This is a genomic window from Cellulosimicrobium composti, assembly GCF_009711085.1.
GTDB lineage: Bacteria > Actinomycetota > Actinomycetes > Actinomycetales > Cellulomonadaceae > Cellulosimicrobium > Cellulosimicrobium composti.
Genome location: NZ_WMKA01000007.1, coordinates 18,944 through 32,290, shown reverse-complemented (window position 1 = coordinate 32,290; position 13,347 = coordinate 18,944). Strand labels below are relative to the sequence as shown.

Genomic DNA, 13,347 nt, shown 5'->3' with positions numbered 1-13,347 from the left:
CCCGCAGCATGACCAGCCAGACCACCGGCGCGCTCGCGCCCGACCACACCGTCCGCATCGTCATGAACGGCGTCACCGGACGCATGGGGTACCGCCAGCACCTCGTGCGCTCGATCCTCGCCATCCGGGACGCCGGCGGGGTGGAGCTCGACGACGGCACACGCCTCCAGGTGGAGCCCGTGCTCGTGGGCCGCAACCGTGCGAAGCTCGCCGAGCTCGCCGCGCGCCACGACGTCGCCGAGTTCACGACCGACCTCGACGCGGCGCTCGCGGACCCGACCGCCACGGTCTACTTCGACGCCCAGGTGACGTCGGAGCGCACCAAGGCGATCCTCAAGGCGATCGCGGCGGGCAAGCACGTGTACACGGAGAAGCCGATCGCGGAGTCCGTCGCGGACGGCGAGGAGCTCGCGGACGCGGCGCGCGCCGCGGGGGTGATCCACGGCGTCGTGCACGACAAGCTCTACCTCCCGGGCCTGCTCAAGCTCAAGCGGCTGATCGACGGCGGCTTCTTCGGCCGCATCCTGTCGGTGCGCGGCGAGTTCGGGTACTGGGTGTTCGAGGGCGACTGGCAGCCGGCGCAGCGGCCGAGCTGGAACTACCGCGCCGAGGACGGCGGCGGGATGGTGCTCGACATGTTCTGCCACTGGAACTACGTGCTCGAGAACCTGTTCGGCCCGGTCGAGGCGGTCATGGCGAAGGCCGTGACCCACATCCCCCGGCGGTGGGACGAGCACGGCCGGCCGTACACCGCGACGGCCGACGACGCCGCCTACGGGATCTTCGAGCTCGCCGGCGCGGACGGCCCGGTCCTCGCGCAGATCAACTCCTCGTGGGCGGTGCGCGTGGACCGGGGCGAGCTCGTCGAGTTCCAGGTCGACGGGACGCACGGCTCGGCGGTCGCGGGGCTGTTCGGGTGCCGCATCCAGCCGCGCGCCCGCACGCCCAAGCCGGTGTGGAACCCGGACCTGCCGACGGACCAGGACTTCCGCGCCCAGTGGGAGCAGGTGCCGGACAACCAGGAGTTCGTCAACGGCTTCCGCGCGCAGTGGGAGGAGTTCCTGCGCGACGTGCACGCCGGCCGCCCGCACCCGTACGACTTCGACGCCGGGGTGCGCGGGCTGCGGCTCGTGGACGCAGGCTACGCGTCGTCGCGCGAGGGGCGCCGCGTGGAGCTGACCGGCCGGCCGGCCGACGGGGCGGGCGCGTGAGCGGCGCGCGCGGGGTGCGGATCCCGCTCGCCGACGGCGGGACCCGGCTCGTCGAGCTCCACCCGCCCCGCGAGTGGGCGGACCACCCCGGGCCGTACGCGTCGCGCGTCGCGTTCGCCGCGGCGCACGTCGTGGCCGACCCGCGGGGCGAGAACGTGCCGGGCGCGCCGGCCGTCGTCGACTGGGACTCGACGCTCGCGTTCCGGCGGCACCTGTTCCGGTACGGGCTCGGCGTCGCGGAGGCCATGGACACCGCGCAGCGCAACATGGGCCTCGACTGGCCCGCGGTGCAGGAGCTCGTGTCGCGCAGCGCCGCGCAGGCCCGCGAGGTCGGCGCGCGCATCGCGTCGGGTGCCGGGACCGACCACCGCGGCCCGGACGAGCTGCGGACCGTGGACGACGTGGTCGCCGCGTACGCGGAGCAGGTCGCGTTCGTCGAGGGCACCGGGTCGCAGGTGATCCTCATGGCGTCGCGGCACCTCGCGCGCGTCGCGACGTCCGCCGACGACTACCTGCGCGTGTACGACGCGATCCTGTCCCAGGTGCGCGAGCCGGTGGTCCTGCACTGGCTCGGCGAGGCGTTCGACCCGAACCTGCGCGGGTACTGGGGCTCGACGGACGTCGCCGCGGCGACGGCGACGTTCGTCGACCTCGTGCGCGCGCACGCGGCGAAGGTCGACGGGGTCAAGGTGTCGCTGCTGTCGGCGTCGCACGAGGTCGGCCTGCGCGCTGTACTTCCCGAGGGTGTTCGGTTGTACACGGGCGATGACTTCCACTACCCCGAGCTGATCCGGGGCGACGGCGAACGGCACTCGGACGCGCTGCTCGGCGCGTTCGCGGCCGTCGCGCCCGCCGCCTCCGTAGCCCTCGCCGCGCTCGACGACGGCGACCTCGACCGGTACGACGCCGAGATGGCGCCGACGCTCGCGCTGTCGCGGCACGTGTTCGAGGCGCCGACGTACTACTACAAGACCGGCATCGCGTTCCTCGCGTGGCTCTCGGGCCACCAGCCCGGGTTCACGATGGTCGGCGGGCTGCAGTCCGCCCGGAGCGTCGTGCACCTCGCGCGCGCGTTCGAGCTCGCCAACGAGGCGCGGCTCCTGCCCGACCCGGACCTCGCGGCGCACCGCCTCGGGCTCGTGCTCGCGGCGGCGGGGTTCGAGGCGGGCGCCGGCGCGGACGTTCCGGTCGCCGTCGGGCAGGGGGTCGCATGAGCACCGAGATCTCGGAGTTCCCGTCGAGCCCGGGGCCAGCCGAGCATGCGGTTGTAGCCCGTTCGGGGCTCGGGACGGGCGACGACCGCATGGTCGGCGGGGAGGTGGACGTGCCGAGCGGGCTCCCCGCGCGAGTCCGGACGCCGCAGCCCGGGGACCCGCGGCTCGCTCGCCTCTCGCTCAACCAGCGCACGACGGCGGGCTGGTCGCTGCGCGAGGCGGTCGACGGGTGCGTCGCCGCGGGGCTCCCGGCGATCGGCGTGTGGCGCGAGCCCGTGGCCGAGGTCGGGCTCGACACGGCGGTGCGCTGGGTGCGCGACGCCGGGCTGCGCGTCTCGTCCGTGTGCCGCGGCGGCTTCTTCACCGCGAGCGACCCGGACGCACGCGCGGCAGCCCACGCGAGCAACCTCGCGGCGATCGCGGAGACCGCCGCGCTCGGCGCGCCGACGCTCGTGCTCGTCCCGGGCGGGCTGCCGGACGGCGACCGCGACCTCGTCGGGGCGCGCGAGCGCGCGGCGGAGGCGATCGCGGCGCTCGTGCCGGCGGCGCGCGACGCGGGCGTGACGCTCGGGATCGAGCCCATGAACCCGATCTTCGCGGCCGACCGCGGCGTGGTCTCGACGCTCGAGCAGGCCCTCGACCTCGCCGAGCCGTTCGCGCCCGCGGAGGTGGGCGTCGTCGTCGACACGTACCACCTGTGGTGGGAACCCAAGGTGCACGAGCAGATCGCGCGCGCGGGCGCCGCGGGCCGCATCGTCAGCTACCAGGTGTGCGACTGGATCACGCCGCTCCCTGAGGACACCCTGCTCGGGCGCGGGATGATGGGCGACGGGCACGTCGACTTCCCGGCGTTCACGCGGTCCGTCGCCGCGGCGGGCTACACGGGCGACGTCGAGGTCGAGATCTTCCACGCCGACGTGTGGGCCGCGCCCGGCGCCGACGTCGTCGCGACCCTCGCACGCCGCTACGTCGAGCTCGTCGAGCCCTACCTGGCGCCCTGACCACCGGTCGCCGGCGCGCGGGGCGGCGCGCCGGCGCCGGGTAGGGTGCCCCGGAGGCTCGGAGCACGGAGGTGGGCAGGATGAGCGGGGCACCGCGCACGCGGTTCGCGGGCGACACCCAGCAGGCGCGCACGTACGCGTGGTTCCTCACGTTCGCGGCCGCCGTGCCGCCGGCCGTCGTCGCGGTGTTCGTGCTCGGCTGGTACCGCGCCCAGGTGTACGGCTGGACGGACAGCCTGCGCAGCTACCACGTGGGGGACCCGTTCCCGTGGGGGTGGGTCGCCGTGGGCGTGCTCGGCTGCGCGTTCCTCGCCCGCTTCGCCGTCCGGCAGTGGCGCCGGTACCGCGAGCTCGTCGCCGACGACCGCCGTCGCGGCGTGCGACCGTCCTGAGGGGGATGGGGAGCGGTCACCATCGACGGCCCCCGGGCCGGGTCCGTACGCTCTGGGCGGCGCCGGGCGGGTGGGGCCGCCGAGCCGTCCCGACCGGGCGGACGTGGGCGAGGACGCGGAGAGGCGACACATGAGCAGCGGGATGTACGGGGCCGACGTCGAGGCCCTGCGCTCGCTCGCGGGCAGGGTGGCGGATGGCGCGCAGGCGCTCGAGCTGGCCGCGTCCGCGATCGAGACGGCGGTCGGCGGGGCGCGCTGGGAGGGGTCGGACGCCGCGGAGTTCCGCTCCGCGTGGACGTCGACCCTCCGGCCGAGCCTGACCGGCACCGCCGCGCTCCTCACCGACGCGGCCGACCTCCTGCGCGGCAACGCCGACCAGCAGGACTCCGCGAGCCGCGACGGCGGACCGGGAGGTCCCGGCGGCCCCGGGGGTCCCGGTGGTCCGGGCTCCCCCGGCGGCCCCGGTTCTCCCGGTGGCCCCGGCGACCCGACGAGCCAGTCGGGCGACGGCGGTCCCCCGGACTGGCTCGTCCCGCCGTCGTGGCTGTCGACCGACATGACGCAGGGCGGCGTGCTCAACTGGATCGCGTCCGAGGGCCTCGACGCCTGGGCCACGATGAACAAGCTCGACGACCCGCTCAACGCGCTCGGGCTCGCCGACAACCTGGCCTCCGCCGGGAAGGTGCTCAAGGGCGCCGGGTTCATCTTCGACGGCTACTCGGTGTACAGCGGCACGATGCAGGCCTGGGAGGGCTTCGCGGAGGGTGACGGCTTCAAGGGCACCGACGGCGTCATCACGGCCGGTCTCGGCGCCGCGGGCATCGGCGCGGCGATCTTCCTCGCGAGCAACCCCGTGGGCTGGGCGATCGCGGGCGCGGGTGCCGTGTGGGGCATCGCGACCCTCCTGTCCGGCGACGTCCCGGTGACCAAGCGCATCGCCGACGGCGCGGGCTGGCTGTGGGATCGTGGGGGCGACCTCGCGTCCGGCGCCGCCAGCGTCGCGAGCGACGTCTGGGACGCGGGCGGGGACTTCCTCGACGGGGCGACCGAGACGCTGAAGAAGGCCTGGCCGTGGTGATCACGGCGCGCACGCACGACCGCGGCAGCACGCCGCACGAGGAGAGGGACGACCGATGACCACGCAGACCGAGACGGCGAACCGTCCGGACGACGGGCTCATCGAGCTCACGGGGCCGGAGCTGCTCGTGCTCCTCTCCCTCAACGAGGGCCCCGCGGCGACGCGCACGCGCGAGAGCCTGCGCCTGCCCGACCTCCCCGCCGACTCGCCGCTCCTCGCGGCGGGCGTGAGCTCGCTCGTCGTGCGCCGGCTCGCGGCCGTCGAGGGGGAGAACCTCGCGCCGGTCGGGAACGTCGTCCCGCTGACGCGCGTCCTCACGACCGCGACGGAGTGGGTCGAGGCCGCCGCGATCGCGGACGAGCGCACCAACGCGGCGCTGCTCGTGGGCGCGCAGGGCGGCGCGGTCGTGCTCGAGCCCCGGCCGTTCGGCATCTGGCACGTGCGACCGCTCCAGATGGGCGACCCGCTCGCGGACGCGGCCTCGCGGTTCGTCCGGGCGGCGTTCGCGCAGCTCCCCGGCCGCCCGTTCGGCGGCAGCATCAAGGTCGTCGACGCGTCGGGCGCCCGGACCGCGGCCGTGCGCGTCGAGGGCGACGGGACGTGGGAGATGACGAGCGGTCCCGCGGGCGAGGAGCCCGCGCCGTCGCCGATCACGCCCGACCCGACGTTCGCGGTGCTCGCGACCGCGGTCGCCTGACCCCGGGGCCGACCTCTCAGAGCTCCCGGAGCGCCGCCTCGCGCTCGTCGTACGCGCTGCGCGCGGCGGCGATGCGCTCCTGGTGCGCCTCGGTCCACACGACGAGCGCCTTGGTCGTCGCGTGCAGCGACCGCCCCATCTCGGTGAGCGCGTAGTCGACGCGCGGGGGCACGGTCGGGTGGACGGTGCGCTCGACGATGCCGTCGCGCTCGAGCTGGCGCAGCGTGCGGGACAGCATGCGCTGGCTGATCCCGTCGATCTCGCGCTTGAGCTCGGTGAAGCGCATGACGCGCCGGTCGAGCAGCGCGATGGCGAGCAGCGACCACTTGTCCGCGATTCGGTCGAGGATCTGGCGCACCTCGCAGTCCTCGCGCGCGTCCCACTGCCAGACCTCGGCGTCGCACTCCCACCGTGACCGCGTGTCGCAGTCCTGCGCCTCGGGGCCCGGGGCCTGCGCCGTCGTGGTATCCGCGGTGATACCAGGTACGTCGGATGTGCCGTCTTCCATGCCTCCCGATCCTGACCCACGATGGGCTCGGTATCAAGAGGTAACCGAGTACCGGTGGGTGCGCAGGAGGGAAGGGGACGCGATGACCGACGGGACCAGGAAGGGCGGCGGGAGTGCCGCCCGGGAGGGGCGCCTGACGCTCCGTGACGCGGCGCTGCTGCTCGTGCTGTGCGGCGCGATCTTCCTCGAGGGCAGCGACATCGCGATGCTCTCGGTCGCGCTCCCCGGCATCCGGGCCGACCTCGGGCTCGCCACGGGCGAGCTCGGCGGGGTCGTGACGGCGTACGTCGTCGGGTACGGCGGGTTCATGCTGCTCGGCGGTCGGGCCGCCGACCTGTACGGGCGGCGCCGGATGTTCGTCGTCTGGCTCCTCGTCTTCCTCCTCTTCTCGGGTCTCGGCGGGTTCGCGACGGAGGGCTGGATGCTCCTCGTCTCGCGGTTCGTCACCGGCGTGGCCGCCGGGTTCCTCACGCCGGCCGGGATGTCGCTCATCACGACGTCGTTCGCCGAGGGGCCGCGGCGCAACCGCGCGCTCGTCGTCTACGGCGCCGCGGGAGCGGCCGGCTTCTCGCTCGGGCTCGTCGTCGGCGGCCTGCTCGCCGCGATCGGCTGGCGGTGGGTCTTCTTCGCGCCCGTCATGCTCGCCGTCGTGCTCCTCGTCCTCGCGCTCTCGACGATCCCGCGCGACGTGACGACGCGCGTCCGCGGCGCGCTCGACGTCGTGGGCGCCGTGCTCGCGACGTCCGCGATGGTGCTGCTCGCGACGGGCGTCGTGCGCCTCGAGCACCCGGGCGTCGGGACCGTGTGGACGGTCGCCGCGCTCGTGGGCGGCGCCGTCCTGCTCGTGGCGTTCGTCGCGCGGCAGCGTCGCGTGGCCCACCCGCTCCTGCCGCTGCGCCTCTTCCGCTCGCGTGCGCTCGTGCGCGCGAACGTCTCGGCGGTGCTGTTCGCGGGCGGGTTCTACGGCTTCCAGGTGCTGCTCACGCTCTACCTGCAGGAGCTGCTGGGGTGGACGCCGTGGCAGACGGGTCTCGCGATGCTCGTCATGGCGATCGACGTGGTGCTCGCGCCCGCGCTCACGCCCCGCCTCGTCGAGCGCTTCGGGGTGCCGCGCGTCATCGTCGGCGGTCTCGTCGCGGCGACCGCGGCGGCCGGGTGGTTCCTCGCGTCGGGGCTCGGCTGGACGTACGCGCTCATGGTGCCGGGTCTCGCGCTGGTCGGGGTCGCGTTCGCGCTGGTCTACGGCCCGCTCGCGATCGCCGCCACGACGGGCGTGGGCGACGCGGAGCAGGGCGTGGCGGGCGGGGTGCTCAACACGGGGTTCCAGCTCGGGGCGGCGCTGGGCATCTCCGCGGCGACGGCGGTGAGCGTCCTGGCGCTCGGGGACGCGACCGGCCCGGAGGCGGGGCTGCGCGCGTTCCACACGGCGCTGTGGGTGCCGGTCGCGGCGTTCGCCCTCGCCGCGGTGGCGATGGGGGCGCAGCGCCCGGGCCGGGCGTCGTCGTCGGGCCCGACGGCTCCCGAGGCCGCCACGGCCCCGCCGGCCGAGGCCGCCACGACCCCGCGGGCCGAGCCGGCGCCGGCCCCCGCGACGCTCGACGCCTGAGGGCGGGCAGCGAGAAGCCCGCGGGCTGGAGATCTCCTCCTGTCGTGCTAGACGAGGGCACGACACCCGCGGGCTCCGGTGGCTGCGTGGTACTCGCTCGTCGTCGGGCGCCTCCCCTCGGGAGACCCCGCCCGATGAACGGGCTCACCGCATCCGGTCCGTTGCTGGATCGGTTGCGCGACGACTAGCGCGCAGCCACCTCACGAGTCCGAAGAGTATTCACTTCCAGGACCACCTCCTTTCGCGTGTACGACGACGGTACGTCCGCCCACGGCCACGGCGCCAGGGCTTTTCGCCCACGGCGTGGCGCCGGGGGCGGGTCTTCACGCGGGGCGCAGGTGCGCCCACTCCTCGGGGTAGTCGTCGAGCCACGCGGCGAACGACTGCGCGGGGCGCTCGACGAGCCGGGGCACGGTGTCGCTCACGCGCGCGAGCTCGCCCGCGGCGATCGCCGTGTACGACGACACCCAGCCGTCGACCTCGAACCGCGGCGCCCTGAAGCGCTCGCGCGAGGCGTACGCCTCCTCGAGCGTCTCGGGGTGGTACGCGATCTCGCGGCCCGTGACCGCGGACAGCGCGTCCGCGACCTCGGCGAGCGTGAGGGCCTCGGGGCCCGTGACGTCGTACGTCACGCCGTCGTGCCGGCCCGGGTCGGTGTCGAGCAGGACGACGCTCGCGACGTCGGCGATGTCGTCGTGCGACACGGACGCGACCCGCCCGTCGCCCGCCGGCCCGCGGATCACGCCGTCCTCCCCGACCATGAGCGCGAGGCCCCGGTGGTAGAGGTTGTCGCGCAGGAACGTGTGGCGCACGCCCGTCGCGCGGATGTACTCCTCGGTGCGCCAGTGGTCGCGCGCGAACGTGAACGTGGCGTCCGGAGCGGCGCCGACGAACGAGACGTAGACGAGGTGCCCGACGCCCGCCGCGATCGCGGCGTCCACCGCGGCGCGGTGCTGCGCGACGCGGTCGGCGCTCTCGCGCGCCGAGACGAGCACGACGGTGTCGACCCCCGTGAAGGCCTCGACCATGCCGCGCGTGTCCGTGTACCCGCCGACGACGGCGACGTCCGACTCCGGGAGCGGGTCGTCGCCGAGGCGGGGGGCGCGCGCGGCGTCGCGCACGACGAGGCGCTGCGGAGCGCCCTCGGCGGCGAGGCGGAACGCGAGCTTCGACCCCAGCAGACCGCTCGCGCCCGTCACGGCGACGCGCCCCGACCTCGCCCCGATCATCATGTCCTCACGGTAGACGCGCCGACCACGCGCCGCCCGGCGGCGGACGACGTCCGCTCCGCGCTGCGGATCCGGCGAGAATGGGCCCATGACCAGTGCCGAGACCCGCCCGGGCCCCTACCGCGTCATGACCGTCTGCACCGGCAACATCTGCCGCTCCCCCATGGCCGAGATCGTGCTGCGCGACCGCTTCGAGGCCGCGGGCCTCGGCGACCGCGTCGTCGTGGACTCGACCGGCGTGAGCGACGAGGAGCGCGGCAACCCGATCGACCGCCGGGCGGGCGCCGTGCTCGCGGAGCACGGGTACGTCGTCGACGGGACGCACCGGGCTCGCCAGGTCACGGCGCGCGACCTCGCCGCGCGCGACCTCGTGCTCGCGATGACGGCCCAGCACGCGCGCGCCCTGCGGCGCCTCGACCCGGAGGCGCCCGTGCGGATGTACCGGTCGTTCGACCCGGCGGCGCCGCGCGTCGAGGCAGGCGGGTCCGAGCACGTGCTCGACATCGCCGACCCCTGGTACGGGGGCCGGCAGGACTTCGAGGAGTGCCTCGCGGAGGTCGAGGCCGCGGCCGACGGGATCGTCGACGTCGTGCGCGCCGAGCTCGGCGGCTGAGCCGGCTCAGCGGCGCGCCCGCGGGTCCGGCTCGACGGCGGGTGCGGGGCGGGGCAGGTACGCCGCGGCCCACTGCGCGATCCGCCCGTACGCGAGCGCGCGGACGGGCCGTGCGGAGAGCAGCACGTCGTGGAGCGCGCCGTCGAGGCGCGCGAGGGTGACGAGGTCGCCGAGCTGGACGCACCGTCGCGCGACGCCGTCGACGTCGATCGCCGTGTCCGTGCGCAGCATCTCGGGCGACCACCGGGGCAGGAGCGTGCTCCGCGCGGAGAGCAGCACGAGCACGGGGGCGCCGAGCGACAGGCCGAGGGCCACGGTCTGCTGCCCGCGGAAGATCGCGGCGAGCCACGCGGGCGTCGTCGGGAAGCCGTGCTGCGGTCGCCACGCGAGGTCGTAGGTCCACTCGCCGCCGAAGTCCTTGCTCACGGAGCGCGTGTAGAAGCCGAGGTCGACGCTCGGCAGCCGGCGGGTCGGCGTGAGGCGGGCGCGGGCCCCGATGACGGGTTCGAGCAGGAGCCGCCCGACCTCGCGCGTCTGGAACTCCAGCCAGGGGCTGTTGAGCACGAGCGCCGCGGCCCGCCCCGGGTGCCGCGCGAGCCACAGGCTCAGCGTGAGCCCGCCCGTGGAGTGCCCCATGAGGACGAGCGCGCGTCCGGAGCCCTCGGCGCCGTCGTGCCCCATCGCGGCGAGCGCGGCCTCGATGTCCTCGTCGTACGTGGACAGGTCCGTGACGTAGCCCGGCGTCTGCCCGGGGCGCAGGCTGCGACCGTACTTGCGCAGGTCGAGCGCGTGGAACCGCGCGCCGTGCGCCTCCCAGAAGTCCGCCAGGTCGGTCTGGAAGAAGTAGTCGGACCAGCCGTGGACGTAGAGCACGTCGAGGTACGGGTCCTCGCCGGCCCGACGGCGGCGCACGAGCGTCGCGACGACGTCGCCCTCGGCGTCGGGCGCGAGGGGCAGCGTCAGCTGCTCGTAGTCGTCCCCGAGCACGTCGGGCTCCCACGCGGCCATGCCGCGACGATAGGCGCGCGGCGCCGGGTGCGCGCGGGCGGCGCCGCGCACGGCGCGGGCGGGGTGCGTCCCGAGCGGGGTGTCAACGGGCAACGCGGCGCGCCCGCCAGCGTGCGACCTCGCGCTCGACGTCGCGCGTCGGGGTGACGACGGGCGGCCCGCCGAGGAGCTGGCGTCGGGCGTCGACGACGCGCGCGTTGAAGTCGGCGAGGATCTCGCGCACGGCCTGCTCGTCGAGCTCCCGGTCGAGGCGGTCGTCGAGCTCGCGGTCCTCCTGCTTGAGCAGCATCGCGGGAGGGCCGAGGCCGGTGAGCCGTTCGCGCTCGATGACGGACTTGAGCCACCAGTCCGGGTCGTGCGTGCCCGTCAGGCCGGGGATGGGCTTGCCCGCGAGCGGGAGGTCGTCGAACTCGCCGCGCCGGATGGCCTGGTCGATCACCGTGTCGACGTACATCGCGCGGTCCTCCTGTCGTACACGGCGCGGGCCCCGCAGCGCGTCGCCCTCGTCCGGCTCGCGCTCGTCCGACCGGCGCCCGTCCGCGCGGGCCTCGTCCCCGACGCCCGGCAGGTCCGCCCGGCTCGCGTCGGGCCCGTCGCCGCGCTCGGCGTCCTGGCGCTCCGCCTCCTCGCGCGCGATCTCGCGGTCGACCCGGTACTGCGCGGCACGGCGGACGGGGTCGTCGTCCGGGGTGCGCGAACGTCGTCGGAACACGAGTGCCTCCTTCGTCGCCGGTCCGTCCACCCTAGGCAGACGGGACGCGGCGGATCGAGCGGTCGGCCGTCAGCCGTCGAGGAGCGGGTGGTAGCGCCGGCGCAGCGCGCGGTCGAGGGCGGCCAGGCCGCCCGCGACGGACAGCACGGTGTTGACGGGCGCGGGGAGGTCGGGCACGAACGGCGGCGACCAGCCCGTGAGCCCGGAGACGAGGTCGAGGAGCTGCGGCACCTGCGTGACGAGCGCGACCGCGAGCACGACCCACGCGGCGACGCCGACGACGCGGCTGGCCGTCGGGTGCTCGCGGTCCATGCGGTCGCGCCACGCCTCGGCCGTCCCGCGCATCGGCGGGACGTCCCGGACGTCGCCCACGGCGTCGACGACGCGCACGTAGCGCATCCCGTAGAGGCTCATGCGCGCCTCCAGGACAGCGCCGCCGAGGTCGAAGCGGGCCCGGGACCGCTGCTCGTCGACGAGGCGGCGGTCGCGGTAGAGGCGGATGCGCTCGTCCCAGTCGAGGAAGTCGACGCCCACGACGTACTCGTGCCCGCCGTGGTGCAGCACGAACGCGCTGCGCCACAGCACGTCCCAGCCCCGCACGGGCCGGAACGCGGCGCCGTCCGCCCGGCCGTCGCCCGCGCGGCCGTCCCCCGCGCTCCGGTCGGCCCCCTCGTCCCACACGTCGTCGGTCATGACCCCATCGCACCCCGGGTCGCGCGACCCGCGCGTCGGCCGGACGACCGACGCTGCGCCGCGTGCGAGGTGGACGTCCCTCGAACGGATGACCCGGCCCGTGCCCGACCCGGCATGATGGCCCCATGTCTGGCTCGATGAAGGTCTCGCGCCGCTCGCACGTGCCGCCGTTCGCGGTGATGGAGGTCCTCGCGGAGGCGAACCGCCTGCGCGACGCGGGCGCGTCCGTGCTCAACCTGTGCGCGGGCGAGCCGTCCACCGGCGCGTCCGACGTCGTGCGGCGCCGCGCGATCGAGCTGCTCGAGCACGGCGACCTCGGCTACACCGAGTCCCTCGGCGTCCCGGCCCTGCGCCGCGCGATCGCGGAGCACTACGACCGCTGGTACGGCGTCGAGCTCGACCCGGCGCGCGTCGCCGTGACGACGGGGTCGTCGGGCGGGTTCGTGCTCGCGTTCCTCGCCGCGTTCGACGTGGGCGACCGCGTCGCGCTCGCCCGGCCCGGCTACCCGGCGTACAAGAACATCCTGCGCGCGCTGGGGTGCGAGGTCGTCGAGCTCGACTGCGGGCCCGAGACCCGCTACCAGCCCACGGTCTCCCAGCTCATGGAGGCGTACTACGACGGCGGCCTCGACGGGCTCGTCGTCGCGAGCCCCGCCAACCCCACCGGGACGATGATCCTCCCGTCCGAGCTCGACGCCGTCGCGACGTGGTGCGCGGACCACGACGTGCGTCTCGTCAGCGACGAGATCTACCACGGCATCGTCTACGGCGACCCGGCGGACGGTACGCCCGCGCCCCTGCCGACGGCGGCGCGGCACGTCGGCGACGGGGCCGTCGTCGTGAACTCGTTCTCCAAGTACTGGGCCATGACGGGCTGGCGCCTGGGGTGGCTCGTGCTGCCCGACGAGCTCGTCGGCCCCGTCGACGCGCTCGCCGGGAACGTCGCGCTCTCGCCGCCCGCGCTCGCGCAGCACGCGGGCGTCGCGGCGTTCTCGCCCGAGGGGTACGCCGCGGCCGCCGAGAACGTGGCGCGGTACGCCGCGTCGCGCGAGCTCGTGCTGTCCCGCCTCGACGACCTCGGGTGGTCGCGCGTGGCCCCCGCCGACGGCGCGTTCTACGTCTACGCCGACGTCTCCGCGGACGGCCTCGACTCGGTCACGTGGTGCGAGCGGCTGCTCGCCGAGGCGGGCGTCGCGCTCACCCCGGGCACGGACTTCGACGGGGTGCACGGCGGCGACTGGGTGCGCCTGTCGTTCGCGGCCGCGCCCGCGACCGTCGCGGAGGCGGTCGAGCGGATCGTCGCCTGGCGCCGCACGCTCTGACGCGGCCGGCCCTGACGCCGCGCGCTCGGGTGTCGGTCGCGCCGGCCGCCGGTCGCGCAGGCA

Annotated in this window: 14 protein-coding genes; 9 read left to right on the top strand and 5 right to left on the bottom strand. The window is 75.5% G+C overall.

Annotated elements, in window-relative coordinates:
• Positions 1–8 precede the first annotated feature (8 nt).
• The 6 genes from GJV82_RS04855 (at position 9) to GJV82_RS04830 (ending at position 5,593) form a co-directional block, all read left to right on the top strand.
• Complete coding sequence (locus GJV82_RS04855) at positions 9–1,211, top strand: Gfo/Idh/MocA family protein (RefSeq protein WP_225873099.1); 1,203 nt, start codon at positions 9–11, stop codon at positions 1,209–1,211.
• On the top strand, positions 1,208–2,425 hold the full coding sequence (locus GJV82_RS04850) for a dihydrodipicolinate synthase family protein (protein WP_318657285.1): 1,218 nt from the start codon (positions 1,208–1,210) through the stop codon (positions 2,423–2,425). The genes GJV82_RS04855 and GJV82_RS04850 overlap by 4 nt, the downstream gene beginning before the upstream one ends.
• On the top strand, positions 2,422–3,426 hold the full coding sequence (locus tag GJV82_RS04845; RefSeq protein WP_225873098.1) for a sugar phosphate isomerase/epimerase family protein: 1,005 nt from the start codon (positions 2,422–2,424) through the stop codon (positions 3,424–3,426). The genes GJV82_RS04850 and GJV82_RS04845 overlap by 4 nt, the downstream gene beginning before the upstream one ends.
• 80 nt (positions 3,427–3,506) lie before the next feature.
• Positions 3,507–3,818 (top strand): hypothetical protein, encoded by a 312-nt coding sequence (locus tag GJV82_RS04840; RefSeq protein WP_024841633.1) that lies wholly within the window; start codon positions 3,507–3,509, stop codon positions 3,816–3,818.
• A gap of 130 nt (positions 3,819–3,948) precedes the next feature.
• Positions 3,949–4,896 carry a WXG100 family type VII secretion target gene (locus GJV82_RS19385; protein ID WP_187308598.1) on the top strand — a complete coding sequence of 316 codons (948 nt, stop codon included), beginning with the start codon at positions 3,949–3,951 and terminating at the stop codon, positions 4,894–4,896.
• Between the two features lie 55 nt (positions 4,897–4,951).
• A complete protein-coding gene (locus GJV82_RS04830) occupies positions 4,952–5,593 on the top strand; it encodes a hypothetical protein (RefSeq protein ID WP_155098442.1) in 642 nt (213 codons plus the stop codon).
• A gap of 16 nt (positions 5,594–5,609) precedes the next feature.
• On the opposite strand, the gene GJV82_RS04825 is transcribed toward GJV82_RS04830, so the two are convergent.
• On the bottom strand, positions 5,610–6,101 hold the full coding sequence (locus GJV82_RS04825) for a winged helix-turn-helix transcriptional regulator (RefSeq protein WP_155098441.1): 492 nt from the start codon (positions 6,099–6,101) through the stop codon (positions 5,610–5,612).
• Between the two features lie 82 nt (positions 6,102–6,183).
• Here GJV82_RS04825 and GJV82_RS04820 point away from each other — a divergent pair, with 82 nt between their 5' ends.
• The gene (locus GJV82_RS04820) at positions 6,184–7,707 is read left to right on the top strand and encodes an MFS transporter (protein ID WP_155098440.1); all 1,524 of its coding nucleotides are present in this window, start codon (positions 6,184–6,186) and stop codon (positions 7,705–7,707) included.
• Between the two features lie 323 nt (positions 7,708–8,030).
• Here GJV82_RS04820 and GJV82_RS04815 read toward each other — a convergent pair whose 3' ends face one another.
• Positions 8,031–8,939 (bottom strand): SDR family oxidoreductase, encoded by a 909-nt coding sequence (locus GJV82_RS04815; RefSeq protein WP_197022567.1) that lies wholly within the window; start codon positions 8,937–8,939, stop codon positions 8,031–8,033.
• Between the two features lie 85 nt (positions 8,940–9,024).
• Between GJV82_RS04815 and GJV82_RS04810 the strand changes: the two genes are divergently transcribed.
• Complete coding sequence (locus GJV82_RS04810; RefSeq protein WP_225873097.1) at positions 9,025–9,549, top strand: low molecular weight protein-tyrosine-phosphatase; 525 nt, start codon at positions 9,025–9,027, stop codon at positions 9,547–9,549.
• A gap of 6 nt (positions 9,550–9,555) precedes the next feature.
• On the opposite strand, the gene GJV82_RS04805 is transcribed toward GJV82_RS04810, so the two are convergent.
• The 3 genes from GJV82_RS04805 to GJV82_RS04795 form a co-directional block, all read right to left on the bottom strand.
• A complete protein-coding gene (locus tag GJV82_RS04805; protein ID WP_155098439.1) occupies positions 9,556–10,557 on the bottom strand; it encodes an alpha/beta hydrolase in 1,002 nt (333 codons plus the stop codon).
• An 82-nt stretch (positions 10,558–10,639) separates the two neighbouring features.
• Positions 10,640–11,269: a DnaJ family domain-containing protein gene (locus tag GJV82_RS04800; protein ID WP_318657284.1), complete on the bottom strand. Its 630-nt coding sequence runs from the start codon at positions 11,267–11,269 to the stop codon at positions 10,640–10,642.
• A gap of 69 nt (positions 11,270–11,338) precedes the next feature.
• The gene (locus GJV82_RS04795; protein ID WP_155098438.1) at positions 11,339–11,962 is read right to left on the bottom strand and encodes a hypothetical protein; all 624 of its coding nucleotides are present in this window, start codon (positions 11,960–11,962) and stop codon (positions 11,339–11,341) included.
• A gap of 137 nt (positions 11,963–12,099) precedes the next feature.
• On the opposite strand from GJV82_RS04795, the gene GJV82_RS04790 reads away from it, so the two are divergent.
• Positions 12,100–13,284, top strand: a complete 1,185-nt coding sequence (locus tag GJV82_RS04790) for a pyridoxal phosphate-dependent aminotransferase (protein WP_155098481.1) — start codon at positions 12,100–12,102, stop codon at positions 13,282–13,284.
• The last annotated feature ends 63 nt before the right edge of the window (positions 13,285–13,347 follow it).

Excerpts from the sequence above, each read along its gene's own strand:
- GJV82_RS04855 (WP_225873099.1), top strand. The coding sequence starts at position 9 with ATGACCAGCCAGACCACCGGCGCGCTCGCGCCCGACCACACCGTCCGC.
- GJV82_RS04845 (WP_225873098.1), top strand. The coding sequence starts at position 2,422 with ATGAGCACCGAGATCTCGGAGTTCCCGTCGAGCCCGGGGCCAGCCGAG.
- GJV82_RS04840 (WP_024841633.1), top strand. The coding sequence starts at position 3,507 with ATGAGCGGGGCACCGCGCACGCGGTTCGCGGGCGACACCCAGCAGGCG.
- GJV82_RS19385 (WP_187308598.1), top strand. The coding sequence starts at position 3,949 with ATGAGCAGCGGGATGTACGGGGCCGACGTCGAGGCCCTGCGCTCGCTC.
- GJV82_RS04830 (WP_155098442.1), top strand. The coding sequence starts at position 4,952 with ATGACCACGCAGACCGAGACGGCGAACCGTCCGGACGACGGGCTCATC.
- GJV82_RS04825 (WP_155098441.1), bottom strand. The coding sequence starts at position 6,101 with ATGGAAGACGGCACATCCGACGTACCTGGTATCACCGCGGATACCACG.
- GJV82_RS04820 (WP_155098440.1), top strand. The coding sequence starts at position 6,184 with ATGACCGACGGGACCAGGAAGGGCGGCGGGAGTGCCGCCCGGGAGGGG.
- GJV82_RS04815 (WP_197022567.1), bottom strand. The coding sequence starts at position 8,939 with ATGATGATCGGGGCGAGGTCGGGGCGCGTCGCCGTGACGGGCGCGAGC.
- GJV82_RS04810 (WP_225873097.1), top strand. The coding sequence starts at position 9,025 with ATGACCAGTGCCGAGACCCGCCCGGGCCCCTACCGCGTCATGACCGTC.
- GJV82_RS04805 (WP_155098439.1), bottom strand. The coding sequence starts at position 10,557 with ATGGCCGCGTGGGAGCCCGACGTGCTCGGGGACGACTACGAGCAGCTG.
- GJV82_RS04795 (WP_155098438.1), bottom strand. The coding sequence starts at position 11,962 with ATGACCGACGACGTGTGGGACGAGGGGGCCGACCGGAGCGCGGGGGAC.
- GJV82_RS04790 (WP_155098481.1), top strand. The coding sequence starts at position 12,100 with ATGAAGGTCTCGCGCCGCTCGCACGTGCCGCCGTTCGCGGTGATGGAG.